The organism is Xanthomonas vasicola, from assembly GCF_000772705.2.
Taxonomy (GTDB): Bacteria; Pseudomonadota; Gammaproteobacteria; order Xanthomonadales; family Xanthomonadaceae; genus Xanthomonas; species Xanthomonas vasicola.
Genome location: NZ_JSBW02000022.1, coordinates 47,946 through 68,349, shown reverse-complemented (window position 1 = coordinate 68,349; position 20,404 = coordinate 47,946). Strand labels below are relative to the sequence as shown.

Genomic DNA, 20,404 nt, shown 5'->3' with positions numbered 1-20,404 from the left:
AAGCTGTGCCTGTAACCCAGGCAACACCCCGCAAACGGCCGAAACCGGCAAAAAATCGGCGATTTGAGCGCCCTCAGCGCGGCGGATGCGGTTGCTTCGTTTTCCGGTCGCGTTGATCAGACCATCCCTCATGCCCATCTCGGCACGTCGTCCTTGCACACGTCTCTCGCACGCAGAAGTCTCAGGAGTTTCCCCATGAAATCCATCACCACGCGCAAGCGCCGGCTGCATTGCCGCGCGCTGTCTTTGCTACTGCTTGCCGTCATGCCGCTCGCCCAGGCGCAAGACAGCGGACTCAAATATGCAGGCGTCAATCTATCCGGTGCCGAAATCAATTCCTCGCAAATGCCCGGCGTGCTCAACATCGACTATCACTATCCGGCGGCCGATGAATACGCCTACTTCGCCGGCAAGCAAATGAACACCGTGCGCTTGCCGATCCTGTGGGAACGGCTGCAGCCCAAGGCGGGTGGCGAGCTGGACCCGGCACAACTAGCGTTGATCCGGCAGGCGGTCGCCAATGCCAAGGCAGCAAAAATGTACGTGATTGTGGATGTGCACAACTACGCCAAGTATTACGGCCACACCATCGGCAGCACGAGAGTGCCGATCAGCACCTTCAACGATTTGTGGCGACGGCTGGCGATTGCCTTCAAGGGCGACAACGCCGTGATTTTCGGGCTGATGAATGAGCCTTGCGACATCAGTCCGCAAGCGTGGGCGGCGGCCGCGCAGGCGTCGATCGACACCATTCGTAAAACCGGCGCCACCAATCTGATTCTGGTACCAGGCGCCTTATGGACAGGCGCGCACAGCTGGTACTCCACGGTGGCCGGACAATCCAATGCAGTGGCGATGGCGTCCATTCGCGACCCGCTCAATCGGTATGCCATCGAAGCGCATCAATACCTGGATGCCGATTCCAGCGGTACCAGCGGCGGTTGCGTCAACGCCAAGGTCGGGGCCGAGCGCCTGCGCAGCTTCACCGAGTGGCTGCGCCTGAACAAAAAACACGGGTTCCTTGCCGAATTCGGTACCGGCAACACGGCCACCTGCAAGCGCGCGCTCAACGGCATGCTGGGCTACATGGAATCCAATAGCGATGTGTGGATGGGCTGGTCCTGGTGGGCGGCAGGCACGTGGTGGAGCCGGGCGTATCCGTTCAACGTGCAACCGGATGCGCAAGGGCGAGACAAGCCGCAGATGTCGCTATTAAGCCGACATGCGCGCCGGATTACCGATTAAGCACGGCCCACACCGCTAGCGAGCAGTGGTCAGGTGGGCGCGGATGGTGCAGAAACCACAGCGTACGTGGGCCATGCCACGCGACTGCCGCGCCCGCCTGATGACTGCACGCTGGTGTTTCAGCTGTTGTCGGCAACGACAGCGCTAGTCAAGACGCGTGCGGGCACGGAATGCAATCGTCACCGCATGCATCACTCTTCTGTCCGGTAGCGAGCATGCGCTTTCTACCGGGCTGAGCATTACCGCTTTTATCGCTGTCTCCTCGCATTTTGAGGAGAAACCTATGCCGGCATTATCAGTGGCATTTTTAATGCGGCGTAGCGTCATAGACATGACGTCATGGCAGTGACGGTAGACGCTTCCATACGACGCAAAATCGACAGCGCGGACACACCCACGCCGCAATTGCGCGAGCAACGCGCGATACCAGGCGATTTTGTGCGGCCTATCAATCTCAACAAAGCGCCTTGCAGAGTATGACTGCGATGCAATTCGCATATTGGCGCTCTATAACCACTTTCGGCGATTGGCACGGCATATGCAATGACTCAGGCGGATGCAGCGCATCCCGCTAAACGCGTAAGCCCTTCCCTTAAATCTCGCTCGCCGCCGAAGGAGTTATGTCATGTCCGCTCTGTCTTTATCTCTGCGTACGCTGCTGCAATATGCTGTGTTTTTCATTGTTTTTGGTAGCGTCTCGCTTGCCCACGCGGAGACGCGCGCGCTCACCTATGCGGGAGTCAATCTCTCCGGTGCCGAGTTCGCATCGTCCAAAAGGCCCGGAGTCCTTAACAAGGACTATATGTACGCCTCGGCCAGCGATTACACCCATTTCGCCGGCGTTGGCATGAATACCATCCGCCTGCCGATTTTGTGGGAACGACTGCAGCCCACCGCGCGCGGCGACCTGGATCCGACCCAGCTGGCGTTGCTGCAACAGGCTGTGACGCGCTCCAAGGCAGCCGGCATGTATCTGGTCATCGATATCCATAACTACGCAAAGTATTACGGCTACAAGATCGGCAGCCCGGAAGTACCTGTGGCCGCGTTTACCGATCTATGGCGCCGTCTGGCCCTGGCGTTCAAAAGCGACAATGCGGTGATGTTCGGGCTGATGAATGAACCCAATAATATTTCGGCCAGCGAATGGGCCGGCGCAGCGCAGGCCGCCATCGATGCCATCCGCAGGACCGGTGCCAATAACCTGATTCTGGTGCCCGGCACATTGTGGACCGGCGCGCACAGTTGGTCTTCCCCCACGAACGATGGCTACTCCAACGCCACCGCGCTGACGTCCATCTACGACCCGCTCGATCGCTACGCCTTCGAAGTGCATCAGTATCTGGATGCCGATTCCAGCGGCACCGGCAGCACCTGTGTCAGCAGCACCATTGGCGCCGAGCGCCTGCGCAACTTCACGCAGTGGCTGCGCACCAACCGCAAGCGCGGCTTTCTGGCCGAATTCGGCAGCGTCAACAATGCGGTCTGCAACCAGGCGCTGAAGGGCATGTTGGCGCACATGGAAAGCAACGCAGATGTCTGGCTGGGTTGGACCTGTTGGGGGGCCGGTTCGTGGTGGAACCTCAGCTACGCGTACAACGTGCACCCCAACAAGGATGGCACCGACAAGCCGCAGATGGCGATTCTGTCACCGCAGGCTGCACAAGCCACGCGGGCGCCGGTGACTTCCGCTACAGCGACCTCAAAGACAAGCACCTCCACTGCACGCACGACACGCTGATATCAGCCACAAGGCCGCCGCAAGGCGGCTTTGTCTTTTGAATGCACGCAGCGCGCGTGGTGTGGGTGATCTGCAAGATCGCGACGCAACCGCACAGTGCATGGTATTCGCATTGCAGATAAGCGCCATCGCGGCGCGCTCAACCTTTTGTTCATCCCGACGTAAACAACGCGTGCATTGCCGGTGAATGGGCGCTTCGGTATTTCAGCTAACTGAACTTTCGTCGCGGCTGCTTGCACGTTTTCACCTGATTGCGATTATGTGCCCGCCAGCATGGGCGCACTTCACAGCAGGAGCATTCTCATGACACAGCGATTGATGAAGACCGCGCTGATCGGTGCACTGGCTTTGGCGTCGCACGGTGCGTTTGCACAGGCGGCAGCCGACAAGCCGGCCAAGCCGCTCACTTCCGTCGAGGTCAGCAGCATGCTCACCGCGAAGGGCTATACGAAGGTGCACGACGTCAAGTTCGAGCATGGTGTCTGGAAGGCAGACGCACGTAGTGGCGATGGCAAGGACGTGGACGTGCACATCGACCCGCTCACTGGCCGCGTCTACGGCGACCAGACCACCTCCAAGCTCAGCGAAGCCGATGTGAGCGCAGCGCTCTCTACCGGTGGCTATGCGGACGTGCATGACCTCAAGTTCAAGGACGGCCTGTGGAAGGCCGATGCCAAGCGCAACGGGCAGAAGGTTGAACTACACGTGGATCCGGAGGATGGACACGTGGTGAGTGTGGATAACGATTGAGGGTCAACACATCGCGCTCAGCGGGTAGGGCAGGGTGGTGCATGCAGATGCATCTGCCAACGCGCCATTGCCACTCCACTTTTTTATTCGCAGTGCGCTTGTCCGCACATGCACGCAGCCACAGCAAGCGACCAATCGCGCGAAATCATGTGTGCGCAATGTGGCGAAGCCATCGGCCAAACGCCTGACATAACCCAGCAACGCAAAGGGCCTCCGAATGGAGGCCCTTTGCATGACACGTGTTTCTCACTGCTTGCGGCGGACCCACTTTGCCGATGCGTTGCTGCTACCAGCAGCAACGCATCCACAGGCCTCAACGTGCGGACTTGGCGTTCTTCGCATTCGTGGCCGTGGTCTCAGCGTCGCTGGCTTTTTGGCCAGCGGGCTGCGCAGTCGCCGCGCCTGCGCCGGGCTTGCCAGCCATCATGCGGTCGCGCGCGGCCTTGAACGGGTTGCCGGGGTACCAGTTGGGCCAACGTTCACCGGCTGCCACTTCCTTGCCCACGCCATAGACCACCTGCAGGTCTTCGATGGTGCCGTCAAGCTTCCAGGTGGCGGCGTCGTATTCGTCGCCGGGCGCGTGATAACGATGGCGTCCGTAGTCCTCGGCCGCGGCACGTCCGGCGGCAGTGCCGCCTTCGCGCAGGTCTTCGCCGCCATCGGCATACAAGGCCGGCACGCCGGCCTTGGCGAAGTTGAAGTGATCCGAGCGGAAGTACGAGCCGCTTTGCGGCGTGGCTTCAGGGTGCAGGGTGCGTCCCTGCATCGCGGCGATCGGCTTGAGGATGTCCTCCAGCTCCGAGCTGCCCATGCCCACCACGGTGACATCGCGCGCGCGTCCGGCCACCGACATCGCATCCAGATTGATCACCGCAGCGATCTTGTCCAGCGGGAAGCTCGGGTTGGCCACGTAATACTTGGAACCGAGCAAGCCGGATTCTTCCAGCGTCACTGCCAGGAACACCACCGACCGCGCAGGCTTGGGATCCTGATGCGCGAATGCATCGGCAATTTCCAGGATGCCGGCCACACCGGTGGCGTTGTCCACCGCGCCGTTGTAGATGTTGTCGCCGCTTTCGCCCGGATGCTTGCCCAGGTGATCCCAGTGCGCCATGTACAGCACCGCCTCATCAGCGTGGCTGGTGCCCGGCAGCACGCCGACCACGTTGCGTGAGGTCTTTTCGGCAATGCTGCTCTTCAGATCCACCGACCAGCTGGCCTTCAACGGCACCGGTTTGAAGCCGCGCTTGCTGGCGTCCTTGTAGGCCTGCGCCAGGTCCAGCCCGGCATTGGCGAACAACTGCTTGGCGGTGTCGGCGCTGATCCAGCCCTGCACCGGCAGGCGCGGGTCGGGGTCGTCCTTGGCCGGCAGATCGTATTGCGGGCCGGACCAGGAATTTTTCACCACATCCCAGCCGTAACTGGCGCCGGGCGTGTCGTGCACGACCAACGCCGCCGCCGCGCCCTTGCGTGCGGCTTCTTCGAACTTGTAGGTCCAGCGCCCGTAGTAGGTCATGCGCTTGCCGTTGAACAACGTGGGGTCGTCGGTGTGGAAGCCCGGGTCGTTGACGAACATCACCACCGTCTTGCCCTTCCAATCCTGGCCGGCGTAGTCGTTCCACTGCTGCTCGGGCGCATCCACGCCATAACCGACGAACACCAGCTCGCTGTTGTCCAGCTTGACCTCGGCCTGACCGGTGCGCGTGCCGACCACGATGTCGGTGCCGAACGCCAGCGCGCGGGTCTTGTCGCCACTGCGCAGACTGGGCGCGGTAGATGCATCGGCGGTGGTTTCCACCATCGGCACCTCCTGGAACCAGCTGTCGCCATTGCCCGGCTGCAGCCCGATGCGCTGCATCTGGTCGCGGATATAGGTCACGGTCTTTTCTTCGCCGGGCGTGCCCGGGCCGCGGCCTTCGAAGTCGTCCGACGCCAGCGTCTTGACCAGTTCGGCGAAATCGCCGGTGGTCAGCTCCGGAGAGAAAGTGTGGCGACTGACCGGCGCGCTGGGGGCGCTATCGGCAGGCGTCTGCGTCGTGGGCGCTTGCGGCGCATCGGCGGGTTCGCGTTTGCAGCCAGCCAGGGCCAGCGTCGCGGCCAGGCACAACAGGATCTTGCGGGGCATCGGAACTCCTCGTGCGGCGGAATCCCGATCTTAGAGGGTGTGCAGCATGGTGAGGTGAGCGCGTGGCTGGGTGTGCTGCGTCAACATTGCCGGCAGGGCGCCAGAAGCAGACGCCCTTGCCCCCGCGCACGCAGGTGCAGATGCGTGCGAACGCGTCAGTCCTTGGGCGCCACCTCGCCGTCGAAGCTGCGTGCCGTGGCGCCGCTCACCGCGCCGATCTTGGCGCTGCGGTGAACATACAGGGTGACCTCGCGCTCAAAGTGCAGCGGTCCATCGACCACCGCGTTCGGGCCGATCACTACGCGCGGCGTGCGCGCGGTCTGGAACGAAAAACCGAAGCTTGGCTTGGTCACTTTGATGCCGCCGCGCACATGCGACCCCACCCCGACTGTGATATCGCCGTTGACCGTCTCAATGCTCTTGCCGAGCTCGGTTCCCACCAAGCCGATGCTGCCGTTCACGGTTTCCACGCCACCACTGACCTGGCTGCCGCGCTCGGTGAGGACGCTGCCGTTGACCGTTTCCAGCCCGCCGGACACGGTCACTTTCTGGCCCAAGGTAATCGCCCCGTTGACGGTTTCCACGCCACCGGTGCGCGCGTTATCGCCGATGCGGATGCCGCCATTGACGGTTTCCACGTTCTTGGTTTGTGCACCGGCGCCGATCTCGATGGAGCCGTTCACCGTTTCCAGCGAGCCATAGGTCTTGCCGGCGTCGGCGCTGATGCGGCCGTTGACCTTGCTCACGTCGTCGTCGGCCCAGGCACTCGTGCAGACCAGGGTCAGTGCCAAGAGGAGAAGTTGGGGCTTCATGCTGAACCTCGCGCGGCGGCGGTTGTCTGGGGCGTGGCGGCGATCACATCATGCTTGGCTACAATCGCGCACCTGCCTGAAGTCACTGGATCTTTCGTTGCCCCCTTCGCCCGCACCGCTGCCGCGCTCGCCGCTCGCTCCTGCCACCGGGCGTGGACAGATGTGGCTGGCAGCGTGCGCGCTGGCCTGCACGTTGCTGGGCAGCGTGGGCGCAAGCGCGCAGAGCCAACGCGAGACCGAACGCAAACTGCAGCAGCTGCGCGATGAGCTCAAGACCATCAGCGCCGATCGGCGCGAGCTGGAAGGCAAGCGCGGCACCGCTGCGCAACAGTTGCGCCAGGCCGATGAGAAAGTGGCAAAGACCGCACGCGCATTGAGCGAGACCGAAGCGGCAATGCGCGCGCAGGAACAACATCTTTCCACTCTTCAGCAAGAACGCGCGCAGTTGCAGCGTGGCCTGCAAAACCAGCGCGCGCAGCTGGCGGCATTATTGCGTGCGGCCGATCAGGTAGGCCGCAACGCGCCGTTGAAAGTGCTGCTGTCGCAAGACACCGTTGGCGATGCCACGCGCATGCTGGCCGATCACCGGTATGTGCAAAACGCGCGTGCGCAGCGCATCCACGCCTTGACCAAACAGCTGGATGCACTGACGAAAGTGGAACAGGACATCGCCACCCGGCGCCAGGCGCTGGATGCAGCGCGTGCGCAGCAAAAGGCGCAGGCCGCCACGTTACAGAAAGATCGTTCGCAACAAGCGGCCACCGTCGCGCAACTGGACGATCGCTACAAACAACGCGCTGAACGCGAAAAGGCGATCGGCCAGGATGCCAAGGCGCTGGAGCAGCTGCTCGCCAATCTGCGCGCCGCCGCCAAGGCCGAAGCCGAACGTCGCGCTGCCGCCAAACGCGCTGCCGCCGAAGCCGCTGCACAGGCAAAACGCGGTAAAACCGAGCGCCCCGATCGCCCCGGCAAGACGCCACCAAAGGTCGTCGCCAGTGCACCGGCCCCCAAGGTCGGTGGGCTCAGCTGGCCGGTGTCGGGCAATCTGCTGGCGCGCTTCAATGCCACATTGCCCGATGGCCATACCAGCAAGGGCGTGCTGATCGGCGCGCCCAAGGGCACCACGGTCACCGCAGTGGCCGATGGCACGGTGGTGTTTTCCGACTGGATGACCGGCTACGGCATGATCCTGATCGTGGACCACGGCAACGGCTACATGAGCCTGTACGCGCATAACGACACCTTGCTGCGCGATGCCGGTGCGTCGATCAAACGCGGCGAAGCGGTGGCCAAGGTCGGCAGTTCGGGCGGGCAGGGCGTGCCGGCGCTGTACTTCGAATTGCGTCGCAACGGCCAACCGGTGGATCCATCGAGCTGGCTGCAACGCCGCTGAGCGCCGCGCACCGCCCGCAATTCAACGCGGATTTACCGCGGCTTCGCGCATAATCCGGTCAGCTCCGCGCTGCGGGGCGCCTTTATCTCTTGTCGGAGTGCTTCATGCGCGTAGCCGTCCTGTCCGTTGCCCTGTCGCTGGCCCTGTTCGCGTCGCCCGGTTGGGCGCAGAAGGCCGGCCCCGCCGCCCGGGCCACCGCGGACGATCCGGAAGCCAATGAAGCTGCTGTTTCCAAGGTGCCGCTGGACGAGATCCGCCGCTTCGTGGCGGTGTACAACGCGGTCAAGCAGGCCTACGTCGACCCGGTCGAAGACAAGAAGCTGATGCACGCCGCGGTGCGCGGCCTGCTTTCTGATCTGGACCCGCACAGCACCTATTTCGACAAGGAAGACGCCGAAGCCTTCGACGAACAGGCCACCGGCGCTTACGACGGCATCGGCGTGGAATTGCTGCAGCAACAGGACAACACGCTGAAGGTGATCGCGCCGATCGACGACACCCCGGCCGCGCGCGCCGGCATCCGCGCCGGCGATGTGATCGTGGCCATCGACGGCAAGCCGATCGATGCCAGCAAAGCAATGGAACCGCTGCGCGGCGAATCCGGCAGCAAGGTGGTCCTGACCATCGTGCGCGACAAGACGCCCAAGCCGTTCGATGTGACCCTGCAGCGCGAAACCATCCGCGTGGCCAGCGTGCGTAGCAAGATGCTGGAGCAGGGATACGGCTATATCCGCATCAGCACCTTCCAGGCTGATACAGGTGCCGACTTCCAGAAGAACCTCAAGCAGCTGCAGGCCGGCGGCAAGTTGCGCGGCCTGGTGCTGGATCTGCGCAGCAACCCCGGCGGTCTGCTGACCTCGGCGGTGCAGGTGGCCGACGATCTGCTCGACAAAGGCAATATCGTCAGCACGCGCGGGCGCATCTCGATCAGCGATGCCAAGTTCGACGCCACCCCGGGCGACCTGCTCAATGGCGCACCGGTCGTGGTGCTGGTGGACGCCGGCTCGGCCAGTGCCTCCGAAGTGCTGGCTGGCGCGCTGCGCGATAACAAACGCGCACGCATCATCGGCAGCCGCACCTTCGGCAAGGGCTCGGTGCAGACCGTGCTGCCGCTGGACAACGGCGACTCGGTCAAGCTCACCACCGCGCGCTATTACACGCCCAGTGGAAAGTCGATCCAGGCCAGCGGCATCGTGCCGGACGTGATGCTCACCCCCGAGCCGCAGCCGGGCGATGCCGATGTGCCGGCCAGCCTGACCGACTACAGCGAGGCCACCTTGCCAGGCCACCTGCGCGGCGACGACGAAGGCGAAGAGGGCTACAGCGCCGGCGACGTACTGCCGGGCGACGGCCCGATCAGCGAAGCCCTGGCCGAACTCAAGCAACCCGGCTCCGCTGCCAAGGCGCAAGCTGCACGCAAGGCCAAGGCGCAGGCCGCGCAGAAGGCGAAGGCAGTCAAGGCCGGTGCCGAGGCCAAGCCTGCCGCAGCGCGCCCGGCAACCACAGACAAGCCCAAATCGGCCGAACCGGCAGGCAAAGCCAAGCCTGCGGCTGCACCCGCTGCGCCAGCCGAACCGCCGACGCCGACGCCGACGCCGACGCCGACGCCGACGCCAGCAGAGAAGACCACCGAGCCGGTCAACTAAGAATGGGCAACAGACCTGCGCGCCTTGTCGTGACGTAGGTCTGCTCGGCGCGCAGGAATCGGTGGGCGAGTACGTGCCGCGCCCAACACTGGCCGCCGCTTACGTGGCAGCAGCGCACGCGTCTTGTCGGTTGCTTCAAGGCCGCGCTAATCCAGCGGGGATCACACCCGCTGCGTTGTCGCCAATACCTCGGGATTGACCAGATTGCGCGGCGTGCCCGCGGCAAACGCCAGCACGTTGTCGAACGCCGCGTCGAAATACAGCGCGTAGCTGTCGCGTTCCACATAGCCCAGATGCGGCGTTGCCAACACGCGCGGGTGCAGCAGCAGCGGATCGTGTGGGTCCAGCACCGGCTCGTGTTCGAACACATCCAGCGCGGCGTACCCGGGCCGGCCAGCATCCAACGCAGCGAGCAATGCGCCAGGCGCAATCAATTCGGCACGGCTGGTGTTGACCAGCAACGCATCGCCACGCATGCGCGCCAGATCCTGTGCGGTGATGTCATGCCGCGTCTGCGCAGTCAGCCGCCGATGCAGCGACAGCACATCGCTGCGTTCGAACAGTTCTTCGCGGCTGCCCGCAATCGCGAAGCCGTCGCGCGCTGCCTGCGCACAAGACGCCTCGCCGCCCCACACCAACACCTGCATGCCGAAGGCGCGCCCGAAGCCGGCCACGCGTTGGCCAATCCGTCCGTAACTCCAGATCCCCAACGTGCGCCCGTGCAGCACGCGGCCCAAGCCGGGATCGCCCAGTGCCTGCCATCGGCCTTGCTGCAAGGCATGCTGGTACTCGGTCAGCCGACGACTGACCGACAGGATCAATGCCCAGGTCAGCTCGGCCGGTGCCACCGGCGAACCCACGCCTTCAGCGACTGCCACACCCAGCGCGGTACACGCCGCCACATCCACATGCGCGCCCACCCGCCCGGTTTGGCTGATCAGTTTCAGCCGTGGCAGCCGTTGCAGCAGCGCCGCATCCACCCGCGTGCGCTCGCGGATCAGCACCACCGCATCGGCGTCGGCCAGCCACGCAACACGCGCATCGAGATGCTCGTCCAGTGCGCCTATTACCTGCACCTGGTGACCTTGCATGCGCTGCACAAAGGGCAGCTGAGCCACAGCACCCTGATAGTCGTCGGGCACCAGGATGCGCATCAGCGTGGCTTGATCGGCGAGGGGAACGGAGTGACCACCTTGTCGCCGGTGGTGGCATCGCGAATCACCGACTGGCCTTTTTTCTCGACCTCTTCGATCCGCACGATGCTCTGCATCGGCAGGTGCAAGGTCTTGGTGTTGCCGAATTCTTCGCGCAGGCGTTCTTCGGTGGGGTCCACCACCAGCCCATCGTGCACGTCGAACACCAGCTCGCCGATCTGGTTGAAGCCCCACAGATGGCTGCCGGTGACCTCACGCGCGTAGAGCTCGTACACCTTGCCGTGATTGAGGAAGGTGACTTTGTACAGAGACTTGGACATGCCGCGATTATAGGCGCGCCCGCCTGGCCGCCGAAGTGCGCGGCATCGCGCGTTACTGGCTCCGCAGCGCAGCGCTCAGAGCCTGCTCAGCCCAACGCCCGGTGCGCTGCGCGCCTCAGAAGCCGTGGCGCTTGCGCAGCCGCCGCGCGATCGCCGCGCGCACCGACAAGCCGTACACGATGCCGAATACAAAGCCGGCGATATGCGCCGACCACGCCACCATGCCGAAGGCCGGGCCGATGTAGGCGAACACCACCTGCAGCATTGCCCAGGCGCCGATCAACAGCGGCGCCGGCACCCGGATGAATTCCAGAAACACGCCCAGCGGCAGCACCACGCCCAGCTTGGCGCCCGGAAACAGCGCCAGATAGGTGCCGATCAACGCCGACACCGCGCCCGATGCACCGATGATCACGCGGTCTGGGGTGCCGATGGCAAAGATCGCCGCCAGGTTGGAGGCCGCGCCGCCGACCAGAAACAGCAGCAATAACCGCCATGGGCCAAGGATGCGCTCGGCCGGCAGCCCGAAGATCAGCAAGAACACCAGGTTGCCGAGCAGATGCGACCAATCGGCGTGCAGGAACAGCGCAGTGAACAGGCGCAGCACGCTGCCGTCGCGCAAGGTGGCCCACCAGTCGCCCAGATTGGAGACGCCACTGGAAAGTGCGCCCCAGTCCAGCCACAGCGTATTGCGCGCCTCGCCCGGCCGACTGATCGACCACAGATACGCCAGCCACACGGTCGCGAACAGCAGCGGCACCGCCCAGCGCGGCGTGGGTTTTTTGCGGGAAGGAAGAGAGACGAACATCGGACGGGGACAATAGCCGGTCCGCGCCGCTGAACCCAACCCTAACCTGATGCCACGTTCAGCGTGCGATTCGTTATTGTTCGGTTAATCGCCATAGGTATACTGCGTACGGCGTCGTATGTCGGGGGGGGGTCTCCGGCGCGCTCCGGGCACTGGATTGGTGCTGGACGCGGGCGCTGAATCGACCATTGCAGTCCTTATCCGGAGAGCTACAACTTATGTCTACTGCTTCCACTCTCAGCCGCGCCACCCTGTTGGCCGTCGGTATCGCTGGCGTGCTGGCCGTTGGTCAGGCGCACGGCGCCGCATTCCAGCTGAAGGAAAACAGCGCCAAGGGTCTCGGCCGCGCATTCGCAGGTTCGGGCAGCGCCCCGGACGATGCCTCGATCATCGTCAACAACCCGGCCGGTATGCGCCAGCTGGACGGTCGCCTGTTCCAGGCCGACGTCAGCGCCATCAGCTTCTCGGCCAAGTTCCAGCCTGAGTCAGCCAACTATGCCAACGGCGCTCCGGTCTCCGGCGGCAACGGCGGCGATGCCGGCATGATCGCACCGGTCCCGGCGATGTACTTCCACGTGCCGTTCGGCGAGAACGACAACATGCACCTGGGTACCTCGCTGACCGCGCCGTTCGGCTTCAAGACCGAATACGACCGCGACTGGGTCGGCCGCTACCACGGCACCAAGACCGAGCTGCAGGCGATCGACTTCAACGTCGCGTTCTCCTATGACGTGAACCCGTACGTGTCCTTCGGTGCCTCTGTGTTCGCCGAGCGTCTGGATATCGACCTGGCCAACGCCGTCGATTTCGGCAGCGTGCTGGCCGCGCGCCGCGTGCCGGGCTTCGCGCCGGGCAGTGCCGATGGCTACTCGCGCATCAAGGGCGACAGCACCGAAGTGGGCTTCACCCTGGGTGGCTTGTTCAGCATCGATGAGAACACCCACATCGGCTTCAGCTACCGCTCGCAGGTGGACCACAAGATCACCGACGGCACCGCCGACTTCACCACACCGGGTAACGCTGCTGCCGTGCTCGCGGTTGCCGCACCGGGCACCTTCGTCGACACCAAGGGCCGCGCCACCGTCAAGCTGCCGGCCAGCGCCACCGCCAGCTTCACGCATAACGTGAACGAGCAGTGGTCGATCATGGCCGATGTCACCCGCACCGCCTGGAGCAAGTTCGACCAGGTGACCGTGGACTTCGCCTCCAACCAGCCCGACAGCGTGCTGGACTTCTCCTACCGCGACACCACCTTCGCCTCGATCGGTGCCGACTACCGCATGAGCGATACGGTGACCCTGCGCGGCGGCCTGGCATACGACCAGACCCCGACCACCGCCGAACACCGCGACGTGCGCGTGCCGGACGCGAGCCGCAAGTGGGTTTCGCTGGGCATGAGCTGGCGTCCGTCGGCGCAGACCGAGTACAACTTCGGTTACACCCACCTGTTCACCAGCGACCCGACCAGCGACACCCGCAGCGCCACCGGCGACCGTCTGGCTGGCAGCTACGACGTGAAGGGCGACGTGCTTGCCGCTTCGATCAACTACAAGTTCTGATCGTCGCAGCCTGCGTTGTTTGACGAAAAACCCCGCTTCGGCGGGGTTTTTCTTTGCTGCGTTGCACGCCCAACACGCGCAACCAGCAACCAGCGAAGCGGGCAAGGCACCGCGCTTCACCACCTTGCGCGGTATCGCCACGTGGCCACGCATTGGTGATGTCGACAACGTCGCGTGCGGATCCCGCTTGTGCGCCATGCATGGCGAACGCTGCAGCCGGCGCGCCAGATTGCTATGGTCAGGCGCATGAGCCAACCCGACTTCATCCAGATCACCGACAACGCCGTCTCGCGCGAAGATTGCGCGGCCATCGTGCAACGCATGCGCCAGAGCCAGCAACTGCATCCAGGCCGCATCGGTGGCGGTGTGTTCCCCGACCTCAAACATAGTCGTGACCTGCGCATCAGTGGCATGGCCGAATGGGCGGAAGTGGAAAGCCGCCTGCAGCAGGCCGTGTTCGACGGCGTGCTCAGCTATCTGCGGCAGTATCCGCAGGCCCTGATCTCACCGCTGATGCTGCAGGTGACCACCGCCGATGGCACACCGCATCGCCTGGTGGCCGAGGACATCGTGCAGATGAGCGACCAGGCGTTGGGCGATCTGACGCGCACCTGCCTGCGCCCGGGCGCGATCAATCTGCAGTGGTATACCGCCGATCAGGGCGGCTACCCGTATTGGCATTGCGAGCTGTATCCGCGCGATGCCAGCGCCGACACGCTGCATCGGCATCTGCTGTGGACGCTGTATCTCAACGACGACTTCGCGCAAGGCGAAACCGAATTCCTGTTCCAGCAACGCAAGGCCCGCCCACGCACCGGCAGCCTGCTGATTGCCCCCACCGCCTTCACCCACACCCACCGCGGCAACCGCCCGGTCGGCGGTGACAAGTTCATTGCGACGAGCTGGATTTTGTTTCAGTCGGCGCAGGCGCTTTACGGCGGGGAATAGGGAATCGGGAATAGGGAATGGGGAATCGCAACGGCGGCGCTTTCTGCTGTTGCTGTTGCTGTTGCTGTTGCTGTTGCTGTTGCTGTTGCTGTTGCTGTTGCTGTTGCTGTTGCCGATTTCCGTTTCCCGATTCTCCATTCCCCCGCTGCGACTGCGCCCTGCACTGCGTCGTAGCAGTTGTGCTCGCTCCCTGGACCGGTACACGTCGCTTGCACCGGGCGTCGTTAGTAAGAATACTAACGGCATGCAGAAGAACTCTTTCCCCGGCGCGAGCGCGGCAGCTGAGCGCGATGTCCGCAGCTCGCGCACGGTCATCAAGGGGCGCGGCACCACCGCCTACGTGCCCGGTCGTTTCTCGGTCACCACCGCCGTCGAGATAGACGATGGCTGGGGCGCGCTCGATGCCGACGGCGAGACTGCCATGCGTCCCAAGACCGTGGTGGCCGAGGAAATCGCGCGCAACATCATCAGCCGCAACAACTCGCCCGACATCGGGTTCTCGCAGTCGGTGAACCCATACCGCGGATGTGAGCACGGCTGCGTGTACTGCTTTGCCAGGCCCTCGCACGCCTATCTGGATCTGTCGCCGGGGCTGGATTTCGAAACGCGCATCTTCGCCAAGCCGAATGCGGCCGCGCTGCTGCGCGCGGAGATCGCACGCCCGTCCTACCAGTGCTCGCCGATCGCGTTGGGGATCAATACCGACGCCTACCAGCCCGCCGAGCGGCGCCTGCACATTTCCCGCCAATGCCTGGAAGTGCTTGCAGAGGCCCGCCACCCGGTCAGCTTCGTGACCAAGGCGGCGTTGATCGAACGCGACATCGATGTGCTGGCCGAGATGGCGCAGCACAACCTGGTGTCGGTGTATTTCTCGATCACCACGCTCGACAATCGGCTCGCGGCGAAGATGGAGCCGCGCGCCGCCGCGCCGCATGCGCGACTGCGCGCCATGCAGGCGCTACACGCTGCCGGCGTACCGGTGGGCGTGCTGGTCGCTCCGGTCATCCCGATGATCAACGACCAGGAACTGGAGCGCATCCTGGACGCGGCCGCAGCCCACGGCGCACGTTCGGCCGGTTACGTTGTTGCGCTTGCCGCACGAACTCACCCAGTTATGGCGCGAGTGGCTTGAGCTGCACTATCCGGATCGCGCCAAGCATGTCATGAGCCTGATCCAGCAGATGCGCGGCGGCAAGGACTACGACAGCCGGTTCGGCAAGCGCATGGTCGGCGAGGGTCCGTTTGCGGAACTGATCGCGCAGCGGTTCTCCATCGCGTATCGGCGCCTTGGGTTCGGGCGATTGCCCAGGCTAGTTCGACGCCGGCTAATCGCAGTGCCTCCTATCGTTATGGGGAGATAGGCGGGTATTCCGAGGTCGGGGTTAATTGCACCCCGCCACGTTGAAGCCCCGGATCCGAAATAGCAGTGCACATCCAATCGTTAGGCTATGTTTATTTGCAATGTTGGACCGATCGACCAGGATTGCTTACTGTCAATCACCGCCGGATTGAGGAAGGACAACGGAGATAGGGCGCTTTCCGTCCGCAGCTTGGAAAGCACCGGGCCAAAAAGCGATAATTCCAGCAGCACAGCTGCCTCTTTCGCAGTGAACAGTGATGTCGTCGGAGTTTCCCGGATGCACTGCTGCCGCTGCGATCACGACCGCTAAGCTTCCAGCCAAATACCAATAGAGGCTCATCGATCGTTTCCTAGCAAGCAGCACTGAAAGAGAAAAGAGAGCGGCAAAGAAGCCTGCTCCCAGAAGCGATTTAAGCCAGGTGACCAAAAAAATGTGGACGTGTACCAAGCCAGAGAAGGCATAGGTCGCGAGGGCTGAAAACGTCAGCCAAGCAGCAACAGCCATGATGAAGGCCGCCCCAGCGGTCTTATGTCCACGCCACACCAAATCTGCTTGCAGCAGAAAAAAAGCTAAAAGCAGAATGGGAGCTACTGCATAGCACAGCAGTCCGATCTGGCGTTGAGTCGCCACAAAGAGCACAGAGCAAGCCAACGTTCCCGCGAGCAGAACTGTTTCGCGAAAGCGCAGGCTTAACCTGCGCTCCCTGATGCGGATGGTCCTCATTATTTGACTTGGACCACATCACCGACAAGGACAGTGCCACTACCTACCGTGACTGTGCCTCCAGAGATGGTGGCTGCACCACTTGACGTGAGCCAGTCTATGCCGCGCTGGTAGTCGGGCCGAGATGCTGCGCCCGGGCTTTCGTAGGAGCTGTAATCGACATTGATCGGCTCACTGCTGGACGTCCCAATGAGATTGCCCGCCGAATCGTAGGCTTCAACGTAAACAATGGCGCGCTTTGCGGAATCATAGGCGAAGATCGCTCTGCTCTTGTCGTTGAACGTGGTATCGATGCGGATGCTGTAGTCCTCCGAACTCCTCCATTTATAGGCGTTGGAGAGAACCTGTTGGATGAAAAAGATGAAATTCTCGCCAGTATTGGGCACTTGCCAGTCGTTTTTTTCAAGCCACTGGATGACTTGTTGACGGGTCGCACCTTCCCGGCGTACGTCGAAGGCGCTGGCGAAGGCAGACGACTCGTCGGACGCCACCTCAACCATTCGGCTGACCGAACTCGGTGCAACAGTTCCATTCGCCAAGTCGATCTTTACGTTGAGCGTGCCAATATTTCCATAGCTCCGATACACCGACGAGTAGATGGCGAATTGGTCGGCATCCGCTTGAGACACGGGCTGCTCCTGAATCCCGGGTGGTGCCACCGAGACGGGGCCGTTTACAGTATTGACTGTGTAGAGGTATGGAACGCCTGTGGTGCGATCACCGATGTAGACTTGGCCAAGACCGGAAGTCAGCTGAGTTGCTAGTACTCCTCGCTGCGTCTGCGTGCACGAATCGCAGAAGTGAATGTCATTTGCAGTGGCTTTTCCGACAAATCCTAAGAGCACCAAGCTGCTGAACATTGCGATCATCTTCATCATCAAAAGCTCCGTTTCGATCCCCTGCTGCACGAGTGTCACTGCCTTCATGGCTACCGTCAAACCTCAATCCAGGCGTCATTTGCGAAGGTCGAGCTTGATCACATTAGATCGTTGTGATGTCCGAGCATCCTGCGAACAATCACGCGCGATCATCGGAGCTCGAGCAGCACTGCGGCAGTCCAGGCGCCCGTCAGACCGCTGCAGCGGCTCTTAGAATCCGCGCATGCTCGCATTTGCACAGGGCGCGTGGGATTGGCTGGCCAACACTCCCCACCTCGAAGCGCTCCTTCTCGCCGCCTATGTGCTGTACCTGCTGTGGATCGCCGCCTGGATCGTGCTGCAAAAGCGCGAGCCGGTGGCCACGCTGAGTTGGGTGCTGTCGCTGGCGGCGCTGCCGTATCTGGGGCTGTTGATCTACTACTGGCTGGGCCCGCAAAAGGTCAAACGCCAGCGGCTGCGGCGCGGGCGCTCGCGCTCGGGCATGGAGAGCTACAGCAGCGTCTGCCCGCCGGATGCCGACTGCACAGAGCTGGCCAAGATCGCCCAATCCACCACCGGGCTGGCGCCCAGCAGCGCCACAGAAGTGCACTGGCTGGTGGATGGCGCTGCCACGTACGCCGCCATCATCGAAGCGATCCGTGATGCGCGCGACCACATCCATCTGGAGTACTACATCTTCCAGCCCGACCGCAGCGGCACCGCGATCTGCGCTGCGCTGATGGAACGTGCCCGCGCCGGAGTCAGGGTGCGGCTGCTGATGGATGCGATCGGCTCATCGGCGATGACCCGGCGCGTGTTGCGCACGCTGCGCGAGGCCGGAGTGGAAACCGCCTGGTTTCATCCCTCGCAGCTGCTCAAGCCGTTCAAGCGCCCGTGGTTGAACCTGCGCACCCACCGCAAGGTGATCGTCATCGATGGCCGAGTCGGCTTCACCGGCGGCATCAACGTCACCGACGATGAAAACGAGCAGGTGCGCAAAGATGCCTATCGCGACCTGCACGTGCGCCTGCAGGGCCATGTGGTGCGCAGCCTGCAGCTGGTTTTCCTGGAAGACTGGCTCTATGCCACCGGCCAGGGCCGCGCCGCATTCCATGGCCAGCAGCTCTGGCCGGACGATGTGCCCACCCGTGCGCAAGGCACGGTGGATGCGCAGGTGCTGGTGTCTGGCCCGGATTCGTCCTGGGAAGCGATCCACCGCCTGATGGTCGCAGCCATCCATGAGGCCAAGCACCGCGTGTGGCTGGTCACCCCGTATTTCGTCCCCGGCGAAGCCGCGCGCATGGCGCTGACCTCGGCCGCGCTTGGCGGGCTGGACGTGCGCCTGCTGGTGCCGCGGCTGAGCGATTCGCGCCTGGTCACCTACGCGGCACGCTCGTATTTCGACGAGCTGCTGGAAGCCGGCGTGCGCATCTACGAGTACGGCCCGCGCATGTTGCACACCAAGGCGCTGCTGGCCGACGACGATGTCTGCATCGTCGGCAGCGCCAATTTCGACAGTCGCAGCTTCCGGCTCAATTTCGAATTGTCGATGCTGTTCCGCGACCAGGCAGTGGCGGCAGAGATGGCAGGGCTGATCGGCGCCGACATGGAACAGGCGCAGGAAGTGCGTTTCGTGCGGCATCGGCCGTTATGGCGTTCACGCCTGCCGGAAGCCTTCGCGCGGCTGTTATCGCCGCTGCTCTGACCAACGGCGCGGTGCCCACGTGGAACCACGCCGGGCACGGCGTTACACTGCCGCCACTCAACGGGGAGCTCGTCATGCACTGGCTGTTTCTGCTTATGGCACTGGGTGCGCTGGTGCTGGCCTTCAGCACGCCGCACGTGTGGTTGCTGGTGGTTTCGCTGCTGGTGGCATTGCTGCTACTGCTGCTGTGGACACGCGGCTGGTTCGCCTCGCGCATGGACGACACCCAACGCGACACCAGCAGCATGATCGACCCGGCCGAGCTGCGCCGCCTGCGCGAGCTGGCAGAAGCACGCAAGTCGGCTGCACTGGCCGCTGCACGCGACAACGAGCCGCAGGCCTGATGACCGCCGTATGACCACTCGGCTCAGCGTTAACGTCAACAAGATCGCGGTGCTACGCAATTCGCGCGGCGGCACCGACCCGGACGTGGTGCAAGCTGCACGCACCTGCATCGCCGCCGGTGCGCACGGCATCACCGTGCACCCGCGCCCGAACCAGCGCCATATCCGCGCCGACGACGTCTTCGCACTGAGCGCGCTGACGCGTGCGCATGCGGTGGAATTCAATATCGAAGGCAACCCGTTCGCGCCGCCGCGCGCGGGCTATCCGGGGTTGCTGGAGTTGTGCCGCGCCACGCGCCCGGAGCAGATCACGCTGGTGCCGGATGGCGACGGGCAACTGACCTCCGACCATGGCTTCGATTTTGCGCAGGACACCAGGCAACTTGCCGCGCTGATCGCCGCGTTCAAGGCGGTCGGTAGCCGTGTCAGCCTGTTCGTCGATGCCGGTAACCCGGACATCGCCCGCGCAGCCGCATTGGGCGCAGACCGCATCGAGTTGTACACCGGCCCATATGCGTACGCGCATGCCAGCGGGCAGGCAGATACCGCATTGGCACTGTTCGCCGATGCCGCGCAGCGTGCCAGTGCCGCCGGCCTGGGCATCAATGCCGGACACGATTTATCGCAAGCCAATCTCGGCGATTTTCTCGCCACAGTTCCGGGCGTGCTGGAAGTATCCATCGGCCACGCCTTGATCAGCGAAGCCTTATATCAAGGGTTGGATGCGAGCGTGCGCGCGTACGTCGAGATTTTGCGCGGCGGTCGCTTTACCGCCTGATTTGGCGCAATGCCGACAGTCGATCGTGCGCGAACGCTGGTTGGCATGGCGACGCAGTGGCGGTGTCGTTTGATGCAGCGGCGAAGGACACGCCTGTTATTGGGGTAGTAGGCAGACAGCAGCTCGCCGCAGGCG

General features: G+C 63.4%; 17 protein-coding genes and 1 pseudogene. 11 read left to right on the top strand and 7 right to left on the bottom strand.

The genetic code is table 11. The features are described 5' to 3' along the window. The first annotated feature begins 195 nt into the window (after positions 1-195). From NX05_RS04645 to NX05_RS04635, 3 genes are all read left to right on the top strand, one after another. Positions 196-1,245: a glycoside hydrolase family 5 protein gene (locus NX05_RS04645; protein ID WP_039431807.1), complete on the top strand. Its 1,050-nt coding sequence runs from the start codon at positions 196-198 to the stop codon at positions 1,243-1,245. Between the two features lie 625 nt (positions 1,246-1,870). Further along, entirely contained in the window at positions 1,871-2,986 is a 1,116-nt protein-coding gene (locus tag NX05_RS04640; protein WP_039431808.1) for a glycoside hydrolase family 5 protein, read from the top strand. 303 nt (positions 2,987-3,289) lie between these two features. Beyond that, positions 3,290-3,736: a PepSY domain-containing protein gene (locus NX05_RS04635; protein WP_039431810.1), complete on the top strand. Its 447-nt coding sequence runs from the start codon at positions 3,290-3,292 to the stop codon at positions 3,734-3,736. Positions 3,737-4,049: 313 nt separating this feature from the next. Here NX05_RS04635 and NX05_RS04630 read toward each other — a convergent pair whose 3' ends face one another. Both NX05_RS04630 and NX05_RS04625 read right to left on the bottom strand, forming a co-directional pair. Then, positions 4,050-5,861, bottom strand: coding sequence for a M28 family metallopeptidase (locus NX05_RS04630; RefSeq protein WP_039431812.1), 1,812 nt, complete (start codon positions 5,859-5,861; stop codon positions 4,050-4,052). Between the two features lie 155 nt (positions 5,862-6,016). Beyond that, positions 6,017-6,673 carry a DUF4097 family beta strand repeat-containing protein gene (locus NX05_RS04625; protein ID WP_039431814.1) on the bottom strand — a complete coding sequence of 219 codons (657 nt, stop codon included), beginning with the start codon at positions 6,671-6,673 and terminating at the stop codon, positions 6,017-6,019. Positions 6,674-6,770: 97 nt separating this feature from the next. Here NX05_RS04625 and NX05_RS04620 point away from each other — a divergent pair, with 97 nt between their 5' ends. Then, entirely contained in the window at positions 6,771-8,066 is a 1,296-nt protein-coding gene (locus tag NX05_RS04620; RefSeq protein ID WP_172645682.1) for a murein hydrolase activator EnvC family protein, read from the top strand. A 104-nt stretch (positions 8,067-8,170) separates the two neighbouring features. Beyond that, positions 8,171-9,712 (top strand): S41 family peptidase, encoded by a 1,542-nt coding sequence (locus NX05_RS04615; protein ID WP_039431817.1) that lies wholly within the window; start codon positions 8,171-8,173, stop codon positions 9,710-9,712. A gap of 161 nt (positions 9,713-9,873) precedes the next feature. Here NX05_RS04615 and NX05_RS04610 read toward each other — a convergent pair whose 3' ends face one another. From NX05_RS04610 to NX05_RS04600, 3 genes are all read right to left on the bottom strand, one after another. Next, positions 9,874-10,866, bottom strand: a complete 993-nt coding sequence (locus NX05_RS04610; protein WP_039431819.1) for a D-2-hydroxyacid dehydrogenase family protein — start codon at positions 10,864-10,866, stop codon at positions 9,874-9,876. Further along, positions 10,866-11,186, bottom strand: coding sequence for a DUF1820 family protein (locus NX05_RS04605; RefSeq protein WP_008572943.1), 321 nt, complete (start codon positions 11,184-11,186; stop codon positions 10,866-10,868). The genes NX05_RS04610 and NX05_RS04605 overlap by 1 nt, the downstream gene beginning before the upstream one ends. Before the next feature lie 115 nt (positions 11,187-11,301). After that, entirely contained in the window at positions 11,302-11,994 is a 693-nt protein-coding gene (locus tag NX05_RS04600) for a rhomboid family intramembrane serine protease (RefSeq protein ID WP_010364746.1), read from the bottom strand. Positions 11,995-12,212: 218 nt separating this feature from the next. On the opposite strand from NX05_RS04600, the gene NX05_RS04595 reads away from it, so the two are divergent. The 3 genes and pseudogenes from NX05_RS04595 (at position 12,213) to NX05_RS04580 (ending at position 15,862) form a co-directional block, all read left to right on the top strand. Further along, the gene (locus NX05_RS04595) at positions 12,213-13,553 is read left to right on the top strand and encodes an outer membrane protein transport protein (protein WP_039431821.1); all 1,341 of its coding nucleotides are present in this window, start codon (positions 12,213-12,215) and stop codon (positions 13,551-13,553) included. Between the two features lie 246 nt (positions 13,554-13,799). Continuing rightward, on the top strand, positions 13,800-14,501 hold the full coding sequence (locus NX05_RS04585) for a 2OG-Fe(II) oxygenase (RefSeq protein WP_010376389.1): 702 nt from the start codon (positions 13,800-13,802) through the stop codon (positions 14,499-14,501). A gap of 244 nt (positions 14,502-14,745) precedes the next feature. Then, positions 14,746-15,862 (top strand): annotated as a pseudogene (locus tag NX05_RS04580) (PA0069 family radical SAM protein). A gap of 132 nt (positions 15,863-15,994) precedes the next feature. On the opposite strand, the gene NX05_RS04575 reads toward NX05_RS04580, so the two are convergent. Next, complete coding sequence (locus NX05_RS04575) at positions 15,995-16,585, bottom strand: hypothetical protein (protein ID WP_039431825.1); 591 nt, start codon at positions 16,583-16,585, stop codon at positions 15,995-15,997. After that, positions 16,585-17,214, bottom strand: a complete 630-nt coding sequence (locus tag NX05_RS04570; protein ID WP_005927202.1) for a hypothetical protein — start codon at positions 17,212-17,214, stop codon at positions 16,585-16,587. Before NX05_RS04570 ends, NX05_RS04575 begins: the two co-directional genes overlap by 1 nt. 472 nt (positions 17,215-17,686) lie before the next feature. On the opposite strand from NX05_RS04570, the gene cls reads away from it, so the two are divergent. The 3 genes from cls (at position 17,687) to NX05_RS04555 (ending at position 20,269) form a co-directional block, all read left to right on the top strand. Beyond that, entirely contained in the window at positions 17,687-19,147 is a 1,461-nt protein-coding gene (cls, locus tag NX05_RS04565) for a cardiolipin synthase (RefSeq protein WP_010364759.1), read from the top strand. 74 nt (positions 19,148-19,221) lie between these two features. Continuing rightward, on the top strand, positions 19,222-19,491 hold the full coding sequence (locus tag NX05_RS04560; protein ID WP_039431828.1) for a hypothetical protein: 270 nt from the start codon (positions 19,222-19,224) through the stop codon (positions 19,489-19,491). A gap of 10 nt (positions 19,492-19,501) precedes the next feature. After that, entirely contained in the window at positions 19,502-20,269 is a 768-nt protein-coding gene (locus tag NX05_RS04555; RefSeq protein ID WP_010364763.1) for a pyridoxine 5'-phosphate synthase, read from the top strand. The last annotated feature ends 135 nt before the right edge of the window (positions 20,270-20,404 follow it).